A 20,244-nucleotide genomic window follows, 5' to 3' on the forward strand; every position below is an offset into this window, starting at 1 on the left:
TTTTAGACAGAATTACCAGGGTTACTGGAGCAGAAAATCTGCTTGTAACTCATGTGTATGTTGCTTAATAAACTCGATTTTACAGCGTTTATAGACTTTTGCTGCCATGGTTGCGTTGGGCATCTGTTTTAGATAGCGCCAGCGGCAGGCATCTTCCATATACCGTTCCTGATTGATAAAGCTACGTTGAATAATGGGCAGCAACTGGGAGTTGCCGGTTTCTTTTTGCAGGTTTTCGGTGTCCATCACCAACTTGGTTATCCAGGTTTTCCTCTCGCGCTCAAGCAACTCAATATTACCATCCAGGCACATTAAGTAACGTTTGGCTTTTTCAGGGTGATCTGAATTGAGGTGGTCGCACTGCTGCAGGGTTAGCCTGGCGGCGTGTGCAGACACGCTGAGCGTTAACAGGGTAAAAAAGCACAGTGTTTTATTGGTTCTGTTCATAACTAAATTCTATTGTAAACTGAGCGCCGCCCAGCTGGCTGTAATCAATGTCTATGCTTCCATGGTAGGAAGAGACGAGGTCAGACACAATGGCCATCCCTACACCATGACCACTTTCGTAGGTGTCGAGTCGTGTCCCTCGTTGTAGCAAGGTCTCTCTGTTTTGTTCGGGTACCCCGGGACCATCATCACTAATGATAAAACGTACACCTTTGCTTTGATTATATTTCACTTCTATATCGACCTGAGAATTACAGGCTTTACAGGCATTGTCGATCAAATTGCCCAAAATTTCCATCAGATCGGTCTTATCTCCCAAAAAAGCCGCCTCTTGCGGGCACTCAGAGCTAAAGTTAATATGCTTATCGTGATAGACCTTGGTCATAGCATTTAGAATAGAACTAACCACAGGCTGTACGCGAGTTTGCTTTTTCCAGGCATCAGAGGCGCCGGATGCCGCCCGCTTTAACTGGTGCTCAATCATAGCATTGATACGGTCAAGCTGTTCCTGAGCCTCATCGTTCTTTGCCATTGGGCTCGATTTTAGCACTGCCAACGGGGTCTTAAGCGCGTGCGCCAGATCGCTCAGTGAGGCACGGTAACGTTCTTTCTGGCGTCTTTGCGAGTCCAGCAGTAAATTGAGATCCGCTTTAATGGTATTCAATTCAACCGGATAGAGGCCACTGATCTTATCTATTTCACCGGCTTCAACCGCCTTTATTTCCTTGTCCAGCCTTTGCAGTGGGCGAGCACTCCAGATAAAACCAAATGCCATCAGTGCCGCGATCATCACGCCCATAACCAGCATCCAGTTCACCAGGGTGTTACGAAACTGTGCCATTTGCGCAACCAGAGCCGAATTTTTCTTTAAAAGTATAAACTTAGCTTGTTGTGAATGGCTGGCATTGCCAAGAATGACGGTCATACTCAGCTGCCAATAAAGTTCCTGATTGTATTCAACTCGCTCGAACTCCGCCGCCCCGGCTTTACTTTGCGAGATGTCTGGCGTTACGGTTAGATTCATTGCTGATTCTGAGTGCCATACCAGCGCATTTTGCTGATAAATAAGTGCGTAAGTATCTGAATTAAGGCGGTTCAGTTCAGGTGCTAAAATGCTGTTTGGCATTTCCATTGTCACAAAGTCGACTTCGGAAATCAGTGAGTAGAGGTGGGCTTCCAGCGTTTTTTCTGTGGCGTCTACTAAAGTGGCATAGTAGGCACGGCCAATCGAGAAAAACAACGCGGGGAGGGCGACAATTAAAACAAAGACAAGGATAAATCCTTGCCTTATTTTTAGAGAGATCTGAGCGCGATTTACCACTGGTTTTTAAACCTATAACCTCGACCTCTGAGTGTTTCTACGGGATTCAGTGTGCCGTCCGGGTCCAGCTTCTTCCTTAACCTGAGCACGAAGACTTCAATTACATTCGAGTCCAGATCAAAATCCTGATCGTAAATATGCTCTGTCAGCTCCGATTTTGAGATAACCTTGTGCGGGTTGACCATCAGATATTCAAGCACCTTGTACTCATAAGCTGTTAGTGTCAGCTCCCGATCTTCTACCCAAACTTGCTGAGAGCGAGTGTGGATTTTAACCGGGCCAATACAAATCTCAGGATTCGCTTGTCCGGCACTTCTGCGGATCAAGGCATTACACCGAGCGATCAACTCCTCTGTGTGGAACGGCTTAGTAAGATAGTCATCGGCACCGGCATCCAGCCCTTCGACTTTTTCCTGCCAGCGATCCCGAGCGGTCAAAATTAAAATGGGTAATTTAATATCTTTTGCTCGTGCTTGTCTGATGAGTTCAATGCCATCGAGCTTAGGTAAGCCCAGATCGACCACTGCCAGATCAAGCGGGTATTCAGTTAAGTGAAAAAGACCGTTTTCTCCATCGTGGCACAGGTCCACACTATATTTTTCTTTCTCCAGCGCGGTACGCAGGTTCTCAGCCAGTTGTATATCATCTTCTATTACAAGAATTCGCATTGTTTAGTCCTTCTTCACTTCGCCCGTAACCTGGTGAACTTTTAAATCTATGATCCGACCATCGTCGCGTAAAATGCGCACAATGTAATAGTCTCCCTGCTTGGAGATTTTGAGGGTTTTACCCGCATACTGGTCGGTTGCAAGTTTAACTGCTTGTTTTTTGCTTATTGTGTCTTGCTTCTCGGTGGCCTGCGCAGAGTGTAACCCCAGTAAACAACAGATCAGCGCTGTAGCAAAACATCTTGGCAACTGCATTTAATAAGCTCCACGGTTAGGGTTGCTTAACATCTTGTAGCACAGGCTAAGACTGATCGACTTAACCCATGCTGAACTTGTTAAGGCAGTACTTTCTTGTATGGTTTAACCACGCTGTTAGCATAGACACCAGCTGCGATGTAGGGGTCTTCCGCAGCCCAGGCTTGGGCCTGTGCAAGGGAGTCAAATTCAGCGATGACCAGCGAACCTGTGAATCCGGCTTCACCTGGATCCGGGCTGTCAATGGCGGGCAACGGTCCTGCGGCAAACAAACGTTGTTGCTGTGCAAGCTCGTCCAGTCTTGCCAAATGCGCAGGGCGTGCAGCCAGACGCTTCTGTAAAGAGTTTTCAACGTCAGTTGAATAGATCATGTATAGCATAAGGTGCTGGGGATTATTTTGTAATTTGGGGCTATCATAGACTGAATCTCCCCTTGGTGTAAATGCTATACACTCTTGTGAAGCATTAACCAATAAGCTGTCTGGCATGGATAAGGCCATTTGGTTTACGCTTCTGCGCGACGGATTAGACGTTTATACTTGAAATTCCTTGTGGATGGCTGGTAGAGTCCTTCGACTATTCTTATAAAATAATAATAAGGTTTTTCTTGTGAGCGCAAATCGTGAGCACTTCAGCTCGCGGCTAGGATTTATCCTTGCCGCAGCGGGTTCCGCAGTAGGGATTGGTAACCTGGTTGGGTTTCCCGTGTCCGCAACAAAAAATGGGGGCGGTGCTTTTTTGCTGACTTACGCCCTGTTTGTTATCTTTATCTGTTTGCCAGTCATGATGGCAGAAATGGCGATGGGTCGAAAAGCACAAAAAGACCCTTATGGCTCTTACAAATCGCTGACGCAAGGTGATAAAAAATGGTCCCTTGCGGGTGCAATCGCTGTGCTAACGCCGTTTATGATTGCGGTATTTTATATGGTGATCACCGTCTGGATTTTCGGTTATTTGGTACAAACAGTAACAGGTAACCTCGACCTGTTAGCAAATCCGGGCCACTTTGATGCGTTTGTGAACCAGTACTCTATGTTCATCTACATGGTATTTGTTGGCATTATTGTTAACTTAATACTGATGGGGGGTGTAAAAGAAGGGATTGAAAAAGCGGCCAGGTTTATGATGCCGGCACTGTTCGTTCTACTGATAGGATTGGTCGTTTATGTACTGACACTGGATAATGCCATGGTCGGGGTGCGTTACTACTTGGTGCCTGATTTTTCCAAAATGAATGCCAGCGTACTCAATGGTGCCTTATCTCAGTCATTCTTTTCATTGTCTTTGGGCATGGGTATCCTAATCACTTATGCATCATATATCTCCAAAACAGATGACATTATTGCCAGTTCTAAAATGGTTGCGATTACCGACTCTTTTGTTGCATTTATTGCTGGTCTGATGGTTCTGCCTGCAATCTTTAGTTTCAATCCAAATACGGATCCCGAGCAATTAAGCGATTCATCTGTATCAATGATATTTGTTTATTTGCCAAAGTTATTGCTGGCACTGCAATCTGACATCGGTTACTTCGGTGCGTCTGTCGTGGCTTCGGTGTTTTTCTTGTTAGTGTTCTTTGCTGCAATCACTTCGTTAGTGTCCATTATTGAAGTACCAACCGCGACGCTGATGGAAGAGAGAGACATTAGTCGTAAGAAAGCACTGGGTCTGTTGGCGTTGACTACGGGTGGCTTAACCGTGTTATGCGCCATGTCTTTTGGTATGGTTGGCTGGCTGACTGATTTTATTAATTATGGTGGTGCCAGCAAGAGCATGTTTGCGTTGGTTTCTGATGTATTCTACGAGACCATTTTGCCATTTAATGGTCTGCTGGTTTGTTTATTCGTTATGTATCGCTGGAAAAAACACAACCTGTCTGAAGAGTTGGCACAGGGCTCTCCCAATTATAAAGGCAGTTTAATGGAAAAGTACGTGAACTTTTCTCTATCCACCTTTATTCCGGTTATCCTGTTGCTGATTTTTGTCAATACAGTAACCACTAAGTTTCTCTCTTTCAGTCTGTTTGGTTTTTAATTACCGGCACGACAACCACTCTAGGGCGTCAGCAAAAAATGGCGCCCGAACTCCCTAAAAAGTGACTCCTGAATCCAGATAATGACCTAATCCCAGTGTAAACACCCACAGGCCCCAGAGGCTATGCTCAAGCACGCATACCGCTAGAGAGCGACTGTGTGCATAGGTATAGGCAAACAGCAACCCACCTGCAAAAGACAGTGCTATCGCAACCCAATTATCATAGACACAGTGAGCCAGGGCGAAGACAGCGGCACTGAGTACAACCCGAGCAGTTTTCTGAGGCAAAATGCGCTTATAGCGGTGGAAAAAGTAACTTCTAAACACGAGCTCCTGGGGGAGCACCGATAATATTGGATAGGCTATCAAAAGTATCAACCAGTCATCGGTGGAATTGAGTGGCATATCAAACCAGCTCTCCTGATTGACCAGACCATAGAACATAGCCGAAAACAAAGCCCCGATAAAAAATGTTGAAAACAATCGCCGTTTAACCGTCGAAAAGGTTCCGAGGCTGGTAAGGCGAAAACGTTTGAAATGAGGATCGGTCAGCAACAAATATGTACACACAGCTGTGAGTATAATAAGTGCCGGAAATAACCAATTGGCGAGTTGATGGCGAAATGCATAGGCAATAACGGGTAACAGAAAAAACACCAAGAATAGTTCGCACCAGCGATATTGGTTTGCGTTCAATGTGACCTCTGGGTAAGTCTGAAAGCGTTAGCCTAACTATAGTCAAGGCAGCTCAACTCGGGTATGGCAGGGCAAGGAAAACTTTGTTTAATCCGCTCAAGATTGACATTTGTGACAGAAGTCCTTAGCCTGCCTCGCTTTGTTGTATAAAGACGGATTGCATGATGAATAAAAGTGAACTGGTTGCTGCCATGGCGGCACATAGCGAATTGACCAAAAAAGACACTCAGGCGGCACTGGGGAGTCTGTTGAAGCTTATCACCAAACGTCTGTCCGAAGGGGATCAGGTCCAGCTCAATGGAATGGGAACATTTACTTTAAGTTATCATCCGGCTAAACCGGGCAGAAACCCGAGAACCGGCGAAGAGATCATGATTGAAGGGCAAAACAAAGTGCTGTTTAAGCCAGCCAAAGCATTCAAGGATGCACTGGCTGACAAATAACGTGTTAACGCTGGGTCGCGGCTTTCATGTTGCGCACAAACGCACATAGCGCCTGATACATAGCAGGTTTGTCATCCAGGTGCTGTTCAATGATTTTGACTACGGCAGAACCAGAGATGGCACCTGCGGCACCAGAGTCTAATGCGGCTTTCACATGCTCTGGGGTTGAGATCCCAAAACCAAGTAAGGCCGGCGCAGCATGGTATTCGGTGAGTTTGGTAATGATCTCTCCCGTGGGCATCTGTACCTGACTCTCTGTGCCTGTAACTCCGGCGCGAGAAAGCAGGTAAGTATAGCCTCTGCCATAACTGGCACATTCACGCAGTGTATCGTCACTGGCATTAGGCGTTGCAATGAAAATCGGCTCAATACCGGCATCTACTGCTGCTCTGCGGAACAGTTTGGATTCATGCAGTGGCACATCGGCAACTAACACTGAGTCAACACCCGCGGCTTTGGCTTGCTGGTAAAAACTCTCCAGACCTCGTGCGAAAATCAAATTAGAGTACAATAACAACCCGATAGGAATATGGGGATATTGCGCTCTGATGGCACTGATCACCTCAAAACAGTCCTCTGTGTTGATACTTTGCTCCAGCGCACGAATATTTGCGGCCTGGATCACAGGACCATCGGCAATGGGGTCTGAAAATGGGATCCCTAATTCCAAAGCGTCAGCGCCGCCTTCAATCAGGCTTTTAATGATCGCCAGGCTAGTTTCCTTGTCGGGGTCGCCGATGGTCACAAACGGCACAAAGGCACCTTGCTGCTTGTCTTTTAGCTGCACAAACATGTCATTGTAACGGCTCATAGCTCACCTCGCGCTTCTAATACCTGATGGACATGGGCCAGGTCTTTGTCGCCGCGGCCGCTTAGATTTACAACAATCACAGTATCCTGCTCCTGTGCTTCTGCATATTTCAGGGCATAAGCCAGAGCATGGCTCGACTCCAGCGCCGGAATGATCCCTTCGTGTTTGGCCAGTGACTGGAACGCCGCCAGCGCTTCATCATCGGTAACGGCAACATACTGTGCACGGCCGGTTTCATGCAGGTAGGCATGTTGAGGGCCGACTGCAGGGTAGTCCAGACCTGCCGATACAGAGTAAGACTCTTCAATCTGACCATCCGGATTTTGCATAATGTAAGTGTAAGCGCCATGCAAAATGCCTTTAGTGCCTTTACACAGTGCAGCACCATGCTCTTCGGTATCCAGACCTTTCCCGGCGGGTTCGATACCAATCAATTTAACACTTGTCTCGTCAATAAAGTCGGCGAACATGCCAATGGCATTTGAGCCGCCGCCGACACAGGCCATTACCACATCTGGCAATTGACCTTCAGCCTCGAGGACCTGTTGTTTGGCTTCTTCACCAATCATTTTCTGGAACTCACGCACCAGCGTTGGGAAAGGGTGGGGACCTGCTGCCGTACCGAGCAGGTAGTGGGCCGTTTTATAATTGGCAGACCAGTCGCGCATTGCTTCATTTACAGCATCTTTAAGCGTACCAGACCCCGCAGTAACCGGAATGACTTCGGCACCCATCAGACGCATACGGAATACGTTCGGTTGCTGACGTTCAACGTCTTTTGCGCCCATGTAAACGCGACATTTCAGACCCAGCAGCGCACAGGCCAGTGCTGTTGCAACCCCATGTTGTCCGGCGCCCGTTTCTGCGATGACTTCCGACTTACCCATACGTTTGGTAAGTAGCGCCTGACCAAGCACCTGGTTTGTTTTGTGGGCGCCACCATGCAATAGATCTTCACGCTTGAGATAAAGTTTCACTTTCGGGTTTTTAACCAGGTTTCTGGTCAACGTGAGTGGGGTCGGGCGACCTGCAAATTCATTCAATAGCTGATAGAACTCCTGCTGAAAAGCCGGATCGTTTTGTGCCTTGTTAAACTCCTGCTCAAGCTGTTTGAGCGCAGGAACCAGCAATTCTGGGACAAACATGCCTCCAAAATCGCCGTAATAACCTGTATTAATCATTTCCACCTCAGTATTTACGAATTGTGTTAAAAGCTTTGTTCAGTTTATCTGCGCACTTTTTGCCAGGGCTGCTCTCCACGCCAGAATTCAGGTCGAATCCGGCTGCGCCCAGGAAGGTTGCGTGTGTTAAGTTATCTGCGTTCAGGCCGCCCGCCAGCATGAAATCGCCGGACGTATTGCTCAGCAATTGCCAGTCAAACGTTTGACCTGTACCACCTGTCTGGCCTTTGATTTTGGTGTCGTACAGGTGTTTGTCAACGCCTTGTAAAGGTTCTGGCAGGCAGTCCGTGATCCCTTGTGCTTTCCAGATCTGGCAGTTAACGGGCAGCTGTTGACGTAATTGTTCGATATAAGTTTGTGACTCAGTGCCATGCAGCTGTACAGCACTGAGTGTAAGAATACGGACATGTTCAACGACATGATCAAGCGGCGCGTCAACAAAGACACCCACATAATTCAGCGGTGCGCTGTCTACGACGGCTTTGGCGCAGTCAATGTCCACATAGCGCGGTGACTTGGGGTAAAAAATTAACCCACCATACACGGCGCCAGCCTCGTAGGCAGCAATGGCATCCTGACTGCGGGTCAGGCCACAGACTTTGTTTTCTCCGAGGATCAGCTTGCGGCAGGCAGTTTCCAGGTCCTGCTCCGCCATCAGCGAGCTGCCAACCAGGAAGCCGTTGCAGATAGGGGCCAGGCGCTTTACATCGGTGTGCGTGTAAATACCAGACTCGGAGATCACGGTTTTATCGTCAGGGATCAACTTGCGTAAACGCTCGCTGGTAGCCAGGTCGGTACTCAAGTCTCTGAGGTTACGATTGTTGATGCCAATCAGCTGAGCGTCCAGTGCCAGTGCCCGATGTACTTCTTCTTCGTTGCTCACTTCAGTCAGCACGGCCATGTTCAGGTTGTGAGCCAACTCTGCCAGTGCCCGGTAACGCGCATCGTCAAGCACGGATAGCATGAGTAAGATGGCGTCACCACCGCTTAAACGGGCGAGATAAACCTGATACTCATCAATAAAAAAGTCTTTGCAAATGAGTGGCTGAGAAACCTGAGTGCGTACATAGCTAAGATAGTCAAAACTACCTTGAAAATACTTTTCGTCGGTCAGTACGCTGATACAAGAAGCGTAACGGCCATAGACGCTGGTGATTTCGTCCAGGTCGAAATGCTGACGGATCAAACCTTTCGACGGTGAGGCTTTTTTACACTCCAGGATAAATTGGGTGCCGGGCTGGCTGAGTGCGCCGTAAAAATCACGATCACTTGGCGTTATCTGCTCAATAAAGCTAGCCAGAGGGCGAGTCTGCTTTCTTGCCGCGACTTCGACTTCTTTGTCTGCAACAATTTTTTCCAACACATTAGCCATGACTGACCTCCACAATATCAGCGAGTTTTTCTACGCAGCGTCCCGATGCTAGTACTTGTGCAACCTGGGCGCTGGCTGATTTAAGATCCGATGCTTTATTTGTCATTACCATCAGTGCGGCCACATTGGCAATGATGGCCGCATTGTGTGCCTCTTTGCCGTTTCCACTCAGGATATCGCGCGTCGCCTGGGCATTAAACTCGGGTGTGTCGCCGGCAATGGCATCGAGCGGGTACTGTTTTAGTCCAAAGTCTTCGGGAGTGAGAGTATATTCTGTCAGCACGCCCTGGTTTAGTTCAGTCACCAGTGTTTCGCCGTGTAAAGCAATTTCGTCACATCCTGAACCATGCACTACCATCGCCCGCTGTGTGCCCAGCTTATTCAGCGTTTCTGCCATGGGGCGACACAGATTGGGATCATACACACCCAGTAGCTGTACCTGAGGCCTGGCGGGGTTTGCCAGCGGCCCGAGAATATTGAACAGAGTACGGGTTTTTAATTTAGTGCGTACCGGCATCGCGTGTTTAACACCTGTGTGATAGTGCGGCGCAAACAAAAAGGTAAAATTGGTTTGTTGCAAACATCGCGCGCCCGCCTGTGGGTCCATATCCAGATTAATTCCGAGCGTTTTTAACAGATCCGCAGATCCAGACTTACTGGACACACTGCGGTTGCCATGTTTAACCATAGGTATGCCACAGGTCGCAGCCACGATAGCCGCTGTGGTGCTGACATTAATGGTGTTGGTGCCATCGCCTCCTGTGCCACAGCTGTCTGCGCACAGCAGGCCTTGTATATCAAATGCGATGGCATGGTCGCGCATCGCTTTTGCCGCCCCGGCTATTTCTTCGGCTGTTTCGCCTTTGATTTTCAGTGCGACCAGGGCTGCAGTGAGTTGTACTTCATCAAGTTGCCCTTGCATAACGGCGCCAAAGAGCTCAGTGGCGGCGGCAAAATCCAGCGATTTTTGTTCTAGTAATAAATTTAAACTTTCCATGTCTACTCCTGGGAAGTGAGGTAGGCGATGCTTTGCTTTAATAGCTGGGCGCCGCATGGGGTTAAAATTGATTCAGGGTGAAACTGATACCCGATCACCTTATCATTCGGGTGGAAAATCGCCATGGGGATTTCTTCATACTGGGCGATGACCTCAAGGCAATCGGGTACCTGAGTCGCCATCAGTGAGTGGTAGCGCGCTACCGGAAACGATTTTCCCAGTCCGTCAAAAACAGGGTGTGGCGTCACGGAAATATGAGACGACTTGCCGTGCACTGTTTCTCCGGCATGGCCGATTGTGCCGCCATAGCTTTGCGTTAGTGCCTGCTGGCCCAGGCAGATCCCCAGCATGGGATATTTGCCTTTGCACAGGGCTATCAGCTCAAGCAAACAGCCTGCATCTTTTGGCGCTCCCGGACCCGGAGACAATACCAGGATCACCGGGTCGGTTTCTTGTTCCATCTTTGCAAAAATAGTTTCAGCGTCCAGGTGATTACGATACACCACCAGTTCAGCGCCAAGGAGCGACAGTTCATCCACCAGGTTGTAAGAGAAGGAGTCAAAGTTATCAAGAAAATATATCTTAGGGATCATGCCTGCTCTCCTACATAAGTCGACTGAATTGCTTTGATCACGGCGCTGGCTTTGGCGCGGGTCTCGTCGGCTTCGGCTTGTGGGGTTGAGTCATAGACGACACCAGCTCCGGCCTGTACCAGAGCCTGGCCGTTTTTTACAAAGGCTGAACGGATCACAATGCATGAATCCATTGCGCCATCGCCTGTCAGGTAGCCAACCGCACCGCCATAGCTGCCGCGTCGTTGCTGCTCTGTATGTCTGACCAGCTCAGCCGCTTTGACTTTTGGTGCGCCAACCAAAGTGCCCATGTTCATACTGGCCTGGTAGGCGTGCAACGCATCCAGATCCGGCTTAAGCTGGCCGACTACACGAGAGACCAGGTGCATCACCTGAGAATAGCGGTCAACTTTAAGTAGTTCTTTGGCGTGGCGGGTGCCTGGTATGCTGATCCGCGCCACATCATTACGAGCCAGATCTACTAACATCAGGTGTTCAGCTCGCTCCTTCTGGTCGTCTCTGAGTTCCAGTTCGATGCGACTATCCAGATCCGGGTTAATGCTGCCATCGGCAAATTTTCCGCGTGGGCGCGTGCCAGCGATAGGGTAAACTTCAACCTGATTGCTTTTTTCGCAGTATTTCAGTGCAGACTCGGGGGAAGCACCGAATAATACAAAATCCTCGTCACGCATGTAGAACATATACGGGCTTGGGTTTTGTTGCTTGAGCGCCATATAGGCCGACAAAGGATTTGCACAGGGCAAAGTAAATGTTCTGGAGGGAACAACCTGAAAGATGTCGCCATCCACGATATGTTGCTTCAGTTTGATAACCTGTTCTTTATACGCTTCATCGCTGATATCAACATTGACGTCGCAGCAGCCTTTGACTGGCTCAGGCGCAAAGGCTTGTAGATCATCGCACTGACGGTTAAGTACTTCCAGCTTACGGCCAACTTCAAAACAGTTGGCGTGAACATCAGGCCCATTAAACACATTGCCGATAAGCTCTGTGGTTTGCGCCTGATGATCTATGATCAACAAGGTTTCAGCAAGGTAGAATACGTAGTCTGGACAGCTGTTGGCGCCATCGGCAACGTCGGGAAGTTGCTCGAAGTTGGCTACCATATCGTAGGCAAATACACCACCCAGAAACAGCGAAAACGGTGTTTCTGAGTTGCACTTTATTTGGTTTATACAGGTTCTGAGCGCACTAAATGCGTTATCAGCCTTGAGTTTCGCGTATTCATCCAGGTCTGCCGGTGTATCCTGGTAAGTAATAGTTAGCACTGAGTTACCAAGTTCTACATCACAGTTTTCGACTTCCTGTGCCAGGTAGGGCAGTAGTTGTTCACCATTATTTGACAGAGCACGGACTATCACGCTTTTACCCTGGCACTCAAAGCGCAGTGCCGTGTCGACCAGAATAATGCTTTTCACATTATCCTTGGAGTCTATTTCGGCAGACTCTAGTAACAGCGAATTGGGTTTGTCCAAAGCTGCGTACAGTGACAGGGGACTGGCGATATAGTCTCGCCGTAACCGAATGCTGGTTACTTCTCCGGGTTGTGTCGTTATATGACTAAAAATCACACCTCATTCCTCGTAATTTTTATAAAATAAGCTAAAAAAAACCCCCGTAAGCGGGTTGCTTGCGGGGGTCTGTTTATTAGATACAACAATGCCGTCCCGCTAATTCAGGCACCACCACCAAGACATAGATACTGTGAGGTTTACTGTGTTGTTGCTCATTTTAAAACTCTTAATTAATCGAAAAAAACCTATAAAAAAACCCGCGGGTTTAGCGCGGGTCTATAAAATCTTGTATGCACAACGATTCACCCGCTAATTACGAGTGCCACCACCAAATGTTTAAAGTTGTTTGTGTTTTCATTTGTTAAGTCATCGTTATGTCAATTCAGTGCCAACAGTAAACCGTACTAAGGGACAAAGTGTCAAGGGCAAAGTCGAAAAAATCCACTGTGTACCTAAAAATGGTTATTTTGACTGACTAATAAGCTGCTATCTCGCCGTTTGGTGTCATGAGATAAACACACCTGACAGTGAAGAACATGATATACTAAAACCTGCAAATTTTTATGAGGTTATGAGAGTTTGATAAAATACGACTTACACAGTCACAGTACTTTTTCGGATGGTCGTTTGGCAGTGAGCGCTTTACTTGAACGGGCAACCGAAAGAGGTGTGGACGTACTGGCCATTACGGATCACGACACGGTGGCTGGTCTTGCCCCAGCGCGTGCCTATATTGCAGATAAACAGCTGCCGTTATCTTTGGTTTCAGGCGTAGAAATCTCAACCAAATGGGAGAGTTTCGAAATCCACATCGTTGGTCTGAATATTGATGAAAACGCTGATGCGTTAAACGCACTGCTTGCCAGTCAGCAGCAAAAGCGCCGGGAGCGTGCCAAAGAAATTGGTGCGCGGCTTGCTAAGCGTGGCTATGAAGGCATATACGAAGAAGCACAATTGCTGGCCGAAAACGCCGAAATTACCCGCGCTCATTTTGCCAAAGCGCTGGTGGACAGAGGCGTCGCCAAAAACATTCAGGGCGTTTTTAAGAAGTATCTGGGACGTAACAAAATTGGTTATGTCCCCAGCAGCTGGTGCAGCATGGCACAAGCCATTGAGGCGATACACAGTGCCGGCGGTGTAAGCGTACTGGCGCATCCCGGACGCTATCAAATGTCGAATAAGTGGCTCAGAAAGCTACTGGACGAATTCAGTGGAGCCGGCGGAAAAGCAATGGAGGTGGCACAGCCTCAACAAGCACCTTCCGAGCGGCAGTTTTTGGGTCAGTTGAGTCGGGAATACAACTTACTGGCCAGCCAGGGATCTGACTTTCATTATCCAACAAACTGGTTGGATCTTGGAAAAAACCTATACTTACCAAAAGATTGCCAAGGGGTTTGGCAGTTCTGGGGCGCGACAGAGGAGTGACAGCGTGAGCCAATTTTTTCATATTCATCCCGATAATCCACAGGGTCGTCTTATCCGTCAGGCCGTTGATATCATTCAGCAGGGCGGGGTGATCGTCTATCCAACTGATTCGGGCTATGCCATCGGCTGCAGCCTGGGCAATAAACAGGCCAAGGAGCGTATCGAGCGCATTCGTGGCATCGAAAAGCACCATAACTTTACCCTGATGTGCCGGGATTTATCTGAGTTGTCGACGTATGCACGCGTCGATAATCAAATGTTTCGGATGATTAAAAACAATACTCCTGGTCCGTATACTTTTATTCTTAAAGGGACGAAGGAAGTACCGCGACGTTTGCTCAATGAGAAGAAAAAAACCATCGGGATCCGGGTGACTGAGCACCCTATTACGTCCGCTTTACTGGCCGAGTTGGGTGAGCCTTTGATGTCTTGTTCGCTGATCCTGCCTGATGAGCAATTTACAGAGTCAGATCCGGAAGACATCCGGCTGCGTCTGGAGAAGCATGTTGATCTGATCATTCATGGTGGTTATCTGGTAGAGCAGGCGACCACGGTAATTGATATGTCTGACGACGAGTTGGTGATCCTGCGCCGTGGGTGTGGCGATACGGCCCCGTTTGAATAATCATGGGTGACCAACCAGCACAAAAAAAGCTGCCACTGGCATTTTTACACGGGGAGGCCGTACTGGAAAAGCCGGAGGATCTCTATATTCCTCCGGACGCGCTGGAAGTGATACTGGAAACGTTTGAAGGTCCGCTTGACCTGCTACTGTATCTGATCAAACGCCATAAATTAGATATTCTCGAATTACCTATTCTGAGTATCACACAACAATATGTGCGGTATGTGGAGATGATGCAGGGTATGCAGCTTGAACTGGCCGGAGAGTATCTGGTGATGGCTGCTTTGCTGGCACAGATAAAGTCTCGTCTGCTATTACCTGTGCATGAAGAGCTGGAAGACGAAGAAGACCCTCGCGCGGAGTTGGTCAGAAGACTTCAGGAATATGAACAGTTCAAAAAAGCCGCCGAAAACTTAGACCAGTTACCTCGTGTTGATCGGGAAATTTTTGTTGCTCGCGCTTTGATGGAGGAGTCTGAGGAGCCTCTGGCGCGCCTGCCGGATATAGAAATGGCAGAGCTGCTGCTGGCGCTCAGTGACGTTATGGCCCGGGCAAAAACCTTTGAGCATCACCAGATCAGTGCTGAGGTGCTATCCACTCGTGAGCGTATGGCGGCAATCCTTCAGTTTTTGTCGGAACAGTCGGAGCCAGTAGAATTTACCCGGCTGTTTACTCTGTCTGAAGGACGTAGTGGCGTAGTGGTGACGTTTATCGCCATGCTGGAGCTTTTAAAGGAGCAGTTAATTAATTGCTTACAGGTAGCACCAGCCGTTACTCCTGCCAGTGCAATTTATTTGTCATTAAAGCTACAAGAGTGACGCGGGCTCTGTCATAATACGCCGCTTTAGACTAGCCTTATCCTACTTGCATGAAACGTCGTATCAGTGATGAACAATTGGTTGAACTGGTGGAAGCTGCCATATTCGTTGCTGACAAGCCTTTATCACGCAAACAACTGAAAGAGACCGTTTTACTGGACATCAATGTATCGGATAAACGGCTTCGTGATGCACTGGACACCCTGAGTGAACACTATCAGACCAGAGGCGTCAAACTGGTTGAAGTTGGCACCGGTTATCGTTTTCAGGCTTGTGCCAGTTTAAGCCCCTGGCTCAGTAACTTGTGGCAGGAAAAAGCACCTAAGTACTCCCGTGCCACACTTGAAACATTGGCCCTGATAGCTTATCGACAGCCTATTACGCGGGGCGAAATCGAGCAAGTACGTGGCGTGACCGTCAGCTCTAACATCATTAAGAGCTTGCTGGAGCGTCAGTGGATAAAAGTGGTGGGCTATAAAGAGGTGCCGGGCAAACCGGCATTGTATGCAACGACCAGACAATTTTTAGACTACTTTTCGCTTAACGGGCTGGATATGCTCCCGGAGCTGCCGCCACAACAGGGCGAAAAGCTAGATCAGATGTTAGATGATCCTTCTGTGAGAGAACCATCAGAATGAGTGAGAAGTTACAAAAAGTTTTAGCACGCGCAGGCGTTGGCTCGCGTCGTGAAATGGAAAAATACATCGAAAGCAACCGCGTCAGTGTTGATGGCAAGGTGGCTAAACTGGGTGACCGCGTAGAAGAAAACGCAGTGATCCGGGTCGATGGTCATATTGTTAAGGTAGAGCAACAGGAAGAGCGTATCTGCCGTGTGCTGATGTACCATAAGCCGGAAGGCGAGCTGTGTACACGTAAGGACCCTGAAGGGCGTCGTACTGTGTTTGATCGCCTGCCGCGCATTGAAGGTGATCGCTGGATTGCCATAGGTCGTCTGGATATCAACACGTCAGGTCTGCTGTTATTCACCAATGATGGTGAACTGGCCAATCGCCTGATGCACCCCAAATACGAAGTAGAACGCGAGTACTCAGTTCGGGTGTTTGGAGATGTCACCAACGAGCACCTGCGCAATCTGAAAAAAGGCGTAGAACTTGAAGATGGCCCGGCAAAATTCCTGAAATTGGTGCCTCGCGGTGGTGAGGGTCTTAACAAGTGGTTTAATGTGACACTAACGGAAGGCCGTAACCGTGAAGTGCGCCGTTTGTGGCAATCACAGGAGCTGGAAGTATCCCGTCTTATTCGCGTTCGTTACGGAAAGCTTGAGTTAAGCAAGCGTTTGCCTCAGGGCGGCTGGGAAGAGCTCAAGCTGGAAGATGTAAACTATTTGCGCAAGTCGGTAGGTTTACGCCCTGAGACTCAGACCAAACTGTCTGTGATGCCTGAAAAGCGCAAAGATAAGCGTGCTAAAATCAACCGAATTCGAAAGGCAGTAAGTAAACACAACCAGCGCCTTAAACAGAGCAAACGCCGTTAAAACAGAAATTAAAAAAGCCGCTTTTTGCGGCTTTTTTAATTGGTATATATCAATTTGCTCCTTCAAATTGAACAGGTCTTAAGTGAAATAGGTATCACTTAGGTTGGGCGTCGAGTGACTGGCCGTTGACCTGAGCTGAATCGTCAGACATCAGATAGAGGTAAGTCGGCATCAGATCTTCTGGCGTTTTTAACTTATCTTTGTCTTCGCCCGGATAGGCGGTAGCACGCATGCTGGTGCGAGTGGCACCCGGGTTAATACAGTTTATACGAATGTTGGTTTTGCCCACTTCCGCCGCCCAGGTTTGCATCATGCCTTCAGTGGCGAATTTAGAAATTGCGTAAGCGCCCCAAAATTCGCGGCCCTGACGACCTACGCCTGATGAGGTGAACACAATAGACGCACTGGGTGCTTTGCGCATCACCGGAAACAGGTATTTAGTGATCATTGCCTGTGCGGTCACGTTCACCTTCATGATATTTTCGAATGTAGAAACACAAAAGTGCTCAAGCGGGCCCAATGAGCCTAAAATAGAGGCGTTATTTAACAGTCCGTCAAGTTTGCCAAATTGTTGTTCGATTGTGGCGGCAAGGTCGCGGTAGTGTTGTTTTGTGGCACCTTTCAGATCTAAAGGGACGATGGCTGGCTGTGGGTACCCTGCGGCAACGATTTCATCGTAAACACATTCCAGTTTTTTGGTGGTTTTACCCAGCAGAATTACCGTGGCACCATGTCTGGCATAGGTCAGTGCGGCAACACGGCCAATGCCATCCCCTGCACCTGTGACCAAAATCACTTTGTTTTCTAAAGCATTCTCAGCTGCTTGATAAGTATGCATTGTGAACCTCTGAACTAAATTTTCAGCATATTTTACCACATACCACAGCCAAGTTATCGAATTTATTGTAAATATGGCTGGCGAAACGCTACACTTTGCGTTAACTTAAACTGGTCTAATGTCTTATTAAAAGCAGATTTACCTTTAAGTACCTTTTTGCAAAGGTTTTAACTAAAAATTCTCTGATCGCTCAATTTATCAGCTAAATTAAGCAGTTAAGTTGGATTCAGGGCTAAGAATAATAATAAGATTATGTCGGAGCCAAATAAATGAAAAAAATGCTACTCTCACTCGCGGTTTCTGCAGCCTTAGCTGGTTGTGGTGGCGGTGAAACCCTTGATGACGTAAAACAAGAAAGTACGGCTGTAACGCCCAGCGCCTCGATTAAATTCGACCCCTCAAATGGCGTGATCTCAGTGCCTAATGACTTGCTGTTTAGCGGGACTCAGGATGGCACGCTAAATATCCCCGGTGAGCTGAATGACGATCGCTCTCCTAAAATACAGCGTGTTCAGTATGCCGATCCTTCACTCGCTTTAGGGGCGCTGGATGGCTGGTCAACGCAAATGCCTTTTGCTATCGATTTGACCGTTCCTGCTGGTGTTGAAATTGATGCTGCCAGTGTTGCAACGCCTGGCTCTGTGCGTATTTTTGAAGTGGTGATGGGGGCAAGCCTGACCGATGCAGAGTGCGCTCAGGTACCAGCAGGTATTGCCTGTAAAGGTGTTGCTGAGCTAACCTTCGGCCCAGCTGGTGACTTTATTGCCCAGCTAGGTGCTGATGGTAAGAGTATCAATGTTATCCCAATGAAGCCATTAAAGTCGGGGACATCTTATATCACTGTTTTGACTACGGGTCTGAAAGACAGTTCAGGCAGCATCGCACCGTCTTCGACCTATACGCTATTAAAGCAGGAAGCACCTTTGGTGACAAAGGCGCAGAGAGACTTACAGGGTGTGATCAAAAGTTATGAAAGCGCAGTGACATCGCTTGGAACGGTGACCAGCGAGGAGATCATCTATTCTGCGGCAATGACGACTCATTCAACTTTTGAAGTGATGGGAGCCGTTAAGCAATTACTGGCTGCGTCTATTACTACCGAGAAAAGACCTGTATTGAGTGTGGGTGAACAGCCTGCTGACGGCCTAACGGTGGCCGATGTACTGGGAGATGCTTTGCCAGAGCAGGTACGTCCTTTGTATCGCTCAGTCCGATACCTTAAAGGCAACATTGTGTTACCGCTTTATCTTACAAAGCCTCAAACTAAAGATGACGCTGCGTTGGCTGATACCTATTGGCAGGCACAGTGTGATAATGCTGCCGCTGTGAATGCATATAAAGAAGCGATAGGTGAAGAGCCAGCACTAAAAGAGGGTAATGACACTGTCTGTGATGCACTTTCTAATGGTCGTTTGAGAGACCTGGGCCTGGATCAGCATAAATTTGTTACTAAGTACAACCCAATTCCAAATTCACCTGGTGCAGAGAACATCCCGGTCCAAATCACTATGCCAGCAGATGAAACTAATCGCCCTGAAACAGGCTGGCCGGTTGTTATTATGCAGCATGGTATCACCAGTAAAAAAGAAGATATGCTGGGTCTGACGCTGGCGCTAACCCAGGCTGGTTTTGCAACAGTTGCAATCGACCACCCGCTACATGGTGAGCGTGGTATCGATGTAGACGGCGACGGTGAAGATGACTTCAATGCGTCGACTAAGAGTGTACTGCATTATATGAATCTGCAGTCACTACTGGTTGCACGTGATAACCTGCGTCAGTCGACCGCTGATTTATTAGGTTTGCGTCTGGGTCTGAACTTTATCAACCAGGCAACAGCGGTCCCATTATTGTTCAATACTCAGGATGTAAGCTTCATCGGCCATTCTTTGGGTTCTGTGGTAGGCCCGGGCTTTATCGCTATGGCAAACACACCATTGGATGAGCAAGTTGATGCTTTGTTCAACGTAAAAGCAGGCGCCTTATCAAGTGGTGGCTCAGGTATTGCCAATTTCCTGGTTGAGTCCGCTTCATTTGGCCCGGTAGTGAAAAGTGCGGTGCTTTCTGCTGCAACCGATCTGGCTGTGTCTAAGCAATTTAACGCTTACATGACAGAAGGCGCGATTAGCGACTGTGGTCAGTTTGCAACAGATGCTGGCGCATTTACCAACTGTGCTTACTCGACCTTTACCGCTCAGCTTGAAGCAAATGGTGACGCGGTTGCGCTTGGCGCGATTAATGCGACAGTCACGCAGTTTGCCTACGCTGCACAAAGTGTACTGGGCAGTGCTGATGCAGCCAACTTTGCTGGCGCGGTGAAAGCGCTGGGCACACCTATTTATATGGGCGTGGTTGTGGGTGGTGAAAACGGCAACAAGAAAGACCAGGTCATTCCGCCGTCAACTGAAAGTAACCCGCTGTCGGGCAGCTTGCCAATGGCAGCACTGATGGGGCTGACGCCGGTGAGTGAGTCTCAGATGTCGACCGATGGCACTCCGGGCAGCTATGTTGTTAGCTTTAGCCAGGGCCACCACAGTTCATTACTCACAACAGGCTTTGATGAGCGCTCGGGTGGTACTGCTGAAGGTCATGCGGCAGCAACGATGGAGATCCAGCAGCAGCTGGCCACCTTCCTGGCATCTAAAGGTCTGACGCTACCGATCACTAACGATGCTGTTATTGCAAAATAATCGCATTTAAGAGATTATGGA

General features: G+C 48.3%; 21 protein-coding genes. 8 read left to right on the plus strand and 13 right to left on the minus strand.

The features are described from left to right. Positions 1 to 21: 21 nt before the first annotated feature. The 5 genes from NH568_RS02355 to NH568_RS02375 all read right to left on the minus strand — a co-directional run bounded on the left by NH568_RS02355 (position 22) and on the right by NH568_RS02375 (position 3,071). Positions 22 to 447: a hypothetical protein gene (locus NH568_RS02355; RefSeq protein ID WP_253044386.1), complete on the minus strand. Its 426-nt coding sequence runs from the start codon at positions 445 to 447 to the stop codon at positions 22 to 24. After that, the gene (locus NH568_RS02360) at positions 431 to 1,768 is read right to left on the minus strand and encodes an ATP-binding protein (RefSeq protein ID WP_253044387.1); all 1,338 of its coding nucleotides are present in this window, start codon (positions 1,766 to 1,768) and stop codon (positions 431 to 433) included. The genes NH568_RS02355 and NH568_RS02360 overlap by 17 nt, the downstream gene beginning before the upstream one ends. Next, positions 1,762 to 2,436 carry a response regulator transcription factor gene (locus NH568_RS02365; RefSeq protein ID WP_054013883.1) on the minus strand — a complete coding sequence of 225 codons (675 nt, stop codon included), beginning with the start codon at positions 2,434 to 2,436 and terminating at the stop codon, positions 1,762 to 1,764. The genes NH568_RS02360 and NH568_RS02365 overlap by 7 nt, the downstream gene beginning before the upstream one ends. A 3-nt stretch (positions 2,437 to 2,439) precedes the next feature. Continuing rightward, positions 2,440 to 2,691 carry a PepSY domain-containing protein gene (locus NH568_RS02370; protein WP_253044388.1) on the minus strand — a complete coding sequence of 84 codons (252 nt, stop codon included), beginning with the start codon at positions 2,689 to 2,691 and terminating at the stop codon, positions 2,440 to 2,442. 80 nt (positions 2,692 to 2,771) lie between these two features. Further along, the gene (locus NH568_RS02375) at positions 2,772 to 3,071 is read right to left on the minus strand and encodes a YciI family protein (protein WP_253044513.1); all 300 of its coding nucleotides are present in this window, start codon (positions 3,069 to 3,071) and stop codon (positions 2,772 to 2,774) included. Positions 3,072 to 3,300: 229 nt separating this feature from the next. Here NH568_RS02375 and NH568_RS02380 point away from each other — a divergent pair, with 229 nt between their 5' ends. Beyond that, the gene (locus NH568_RS02380; protein WP_253044389.1) at positions 3,301 to 4,725 is read left to right on the plus strand and encodes a sodium-dependent transporter; all 1,425 of its coding nucleotides are present in this window, start codon (positions 3,301 to 3,303) and stop codon (positions 4,723 to 4,725) included. 54 nt (positions 4,726 to 4,779) lie between these two features. On the opposite strand, the gene NH568_RS02385 is transcribed toward NH568_RS02380, so the two are convergent. Beyond that, positions 4,780 to 5,421, minus strand: coding sequence for a type II CAAX endopeptidase family protein (locus NH568_RS02385; protein WP_253044390.1), 642 nt, complete (start codon positions 5,419 to 5,421; stop codon positions 4,780 to 4,782). A 164-nt stretch (positions 5,422 to 5,585) separates the two neighbouring features. On the opposite strand from NH568_RS02385, the gene NH568_RS02390 reads away from it, so the two are divergent. Continuing rightward, the gene (locus tag NH568_RS02390; protein ID WP_138543859.1) at positions 5,586 to 5,864 is read left to right on the plus strand and encodes an HU family DNA-binding protein; all 279 of its coding nucleotides are present in this window, start codon (positions 5,586 to 5,588) and stop codon (positions 5,862 to 5,864) included. Between the two features lie 4 nt (positions 5,865 to 5,868). Here the strand turns inward: NH568_RS02390 and trpA are convergent, their stop codons facing one another. From trpA to NH568_RS02420, 6 genes are read right to left on the minus strand one after another with little or no spacing between them, the layout of a single operon-like run. Beyond that, a complete protein-coding gene (gene trpA / locus NH568_RS02395; protein ID WP_253044391.1) occupies positions 5,869 to 6,675 on the minus strand; it encodes a tryptophan synthase subunit alpha in 807 nt (268 codons plus the stop codon). Further along, a complete protein-coding gene (gene trpB, locus NH568_RS02400) occupies positions 6,672 to 7,856 on the minus strand; it encodes a tryptophan synthase subunit beta (RefSeq protein WP_253044392.1) in 1,185 nt (394 codons plus the stop codon). The genes trpA and trpB overlap by 4 nt, the downstream gene beginning before the upstream one ends. 7 nt (positions 7,857 to 7,863) lie before the next feature. Next, positions 7,864 to 9,228 carry a bifunctional indole-3-glycerol-phosphate synthase TrpC/phosphoribosylanthranilate isomerase TrpF gene (gene trpCF, locus NH568_RS02405; RefSeq protein ID WP_253044393.1) on the minus strand — a complete coding sequence of 455 codons (1,365 nt, stop codon included), beginning with the start codon at positions 9,226 to 9,228 and terminating at the stop codon, positions 7,864 to 7,866. After that, positions 9,221 to 10,225, minus strand: coding sequence for an anthranilate phosphoribosyltransferase (trpD, locus tag NH568_RS02410; protein ID WP_253044394.1), 1,005 nt, complete (start codon positions 10,223 to 10,225; stop codon positions 9,221 to 9,223). The genes trpCF and trpD overlap by 8 nt, the downstream gene beginning before the upstream one ends. Positions 10,226 to 10,227: 2 nt before the next feature. Then, a complete protein-coding gene (locus NH568_RS02415) occupies positions 10,228 to 10,818 on the minus strand; it encodes an aminodeoxychorismate/anthranilate synthase component II (protein ID WP_253044395.1) in 591 nt (196 codons plus the stop codon). Continuing rightward, a complete protein-coding gene (locus NH568_RS02420; protein ID WP_253044396.1) occupies positions 10,815 to 12,389 on the minus strand; it encodes an anthranilate synthase component 1 in 1,575 nt (524 codons plus the stop codon). The genes NH568_RS02415 and NH568_RS02420 overlap by 4 nt, the downstream gene beginning before the upstream one ends. A gap of 522 nt (positions 12,390 to 12,911) precedes the next feature. On the opposite strand from NH568_RS02420, the gene NH568_RS02425 reads away from it, so the two are divergent. From NH568_RS02425 to rluB, 5 genes are read left to right on the plus strand one after another with little or no spacing between them, the layout of a single operon-like run. After that, positions 12,912 to 13,757 (plus strand): PHP domain-containing protein, encoded by an 846-nt coding sequence (locus NH568_RS02425; RefSeq protein WP_253044397.1) that lies wholly within the window; start codon positions 12,912 to 12,914, stop codon positions 13,755 to 13,757. Positions 13,758 to 13,761: 4 nt separating this feature from the next. Further along, on the plus strand, positions 13,762 to 14,382 hold the full coding sequence (locus NH568_RS02430) for an L-threonylcarbamoyladenylate synthase (protein ID WP_253044398.1): 621 nt from the start codon (positions 13,762 to 13,764) through the stop codon (positions 14,380 to 14,382). A 2-nt stretch (positions 14,383 to 14,384) separates the two neighbouring features. After that, positions 14,385 to 15,200 (plus strand): segregation/condensation protein A, encoded by an 816-nt coding sequence (locus tag NH568_RS02435; protein WP_253044399.1) that lies wholly within the window; start codon positions 14,385 to 14,387, stop codon positions 15,198 to 15,200. A 50-nt stretch (positions 15,201 to 15,250) separates the two neighbouring features. After that, positions 15,251 to 15,838: an SMC-Scp complex subunit ScpB gene (scpB, locus tag NH568_RS02440; RefSeq protein WP_054013868.1), complete on the plus strand. Its 588-nt coding sequence runs from the start codon at positions 15,251 to 15,253 to the stop codon at positions 15,836 to 15,838. Continuing rightward, a complete protein-coding gene (rluB, locus tag NH568_RS02445) occupies positions 15,835 to 16,695 on the plus strand; it encodes a 23S rRNA pseudouridine(2605) synthase RluB (protein WP_138543753.1) in 861 nt (286 codons plus the stop codon). Before scpB ends, rluB begins: the two co-directional genes overlap by 4 nt. Before the next feature lie 94 nt (positions 16,696 to 16,789). Here rluB and NH568_RS02450 read toward each other — a convergent pair whose 3' ends face one another. Continuing rightward, positions 16,790 to 17,533: a YciK family oxidoreductase gene (locus NH568_RS02450; protein ID WP_054013866.1), complete on the minus strand. Its 744-nt coding sequence runs from the start codon at positions 17,531 to 17,533 to the stop codon at positions 16,790 to 16,792. A gap of 269 nt (positions 17,534 to 17,802) precedes the next feature. Here NH568_RS02450 and NH568_RS02455 point away from each other — a divergent pair, with 269 nt between their 5' ends. After that, positions 17,803 to 20,223, plus strand: coding sequence for a VolA/Pla-1 family phospholipase (locus NH568_RS02455; RefSeq protein WP_253044400.1), 2,421 nt, complete (start codon positions 17,803 to 17,805; stop codon positions 20,221 to 20,223). Positions 20,224 to 20,244 lie beyond the last annotated feature (21 nt).

It is taken from the genome of Pseudoalteromonas sp. XMcav2-N, assembly GCF_024124545.1.
Classification (GTDB): domain Bacteria; phylum Pseudomonadota; class Gammaproteobacteria; order Enterobacterales; family Alteromonadaceae; genus Pseudoalteromonas.

What these genes read in the sequence shown, in the direction of transcription:
- trpCF (WP_253044393.1), bottom strand. Translation starts at nt 9,228, where the DNA reads ATGGCTAATGTGTTGGAAAAAATTGTTGCAGACAAAGAAGTCGAAGTC.
- trpB (WP_253044392.1), bottom strand. Translation starts at nt 7,856, where the DNA reads ATGATTAATACAGGTTATTACGGCGATTTTGGAGGCATGTTTGTCCCA.
- NH568_RS02355 (WP_253044386.1), bottom strand. Translation starts at nt 447, where the DNA reads ATGAACAGAACCAATAAAACACTGTGCTTTTTTACCCTGTTAACGCTC.
- NH568_RS02390 (WP_138543859.1), top strand. Translation starts at nt 5,586, where the DNA reads ATGAATAAAAGTGAACTGGTTGCTGCCATGGCGGCACATAGCGAATTG.
- NH568_RS02435 (WP_253044399.1), top strand. Translation starts at nt 14,385, where the DNA reads ATGGGTGACCAACCAGCACAAAAAAAGCTGCCACTGGCATTTTTACAC.
- trpA (WP_253044391.1), bottom strand. Translation starts at nt 6,675, where the DNA reads ATGAGCCGTTACAATGACATGTTTGTGCAGCTAAAAGACAAGCAGCAA.
- NH568_RS02450 (WP_054013866.1), bottom strand. Translation starts at nt 17,533, where the DNA reads ATGCATACTTATCAAGCAGCTGAGAATGCTTTAGAAAACAAAGTGATT.
- scpB (WP_054013868.1), top strand. Translation starts at nt 15,251, where the DNA reads ATGAAACGTCGTATCAGTGATGAACAATTGGTTGAACTGGTGGAAGCT.
- NH568_RS02365 (WP_054013883.1), bottom strand. Translation starts at nt 2,436, where the DNA reads ATGCGAATTCTTGTAATAGAAGATGATATACAACTGGCTGAGAACCTG.
- rluB (WP_138543753.1), top strand. Translation starts at nt 15,835, where the DNA reads ATGAGTGAGAAGTTACAAAAAGTTTTAGCACGCGCAGGCGTTGGCTCG.
- NH568_RS02375 (WP_253044513.1), bottom strand. Translation starts at nt 3,071, where the DNA reads ATGCTATACATGATCTATTCAACTGACGTTGAAAACTCTTTACAGAAG.
- NH568_RS02370 (WP_253044388.1), bottom strand. Translation starts at nt 2,691, where the DNA reads ATGCAGTTGCCAAGATGTTTTGCTACAGCGCTGATCTGTTGTTTACTG.
- NH568_RS02455 (WP_253044400.1), top strand. Translation starts at nt 17,803, where the DNA reads ATGAAAAAAATGCTACTCTCACTCGCGGTTTCTGCAGCCTTAGCTGGT.
- NH568_RS02415 (WP_253044395.1), bottom strand. Translation starts at nt 10,818, where the DNA reads ATGATCCCTAAGATATATTTTCTTGATAACTTTGACTCCTTCTCTTAC.
- trpD (WP_253044394.1), bottom strand. Translation starts at nt 10,225, where the DNA reads ATGGAAAGTTTAAATTTATTACTAGAACAAAAATCGCTGGATTTTGCC.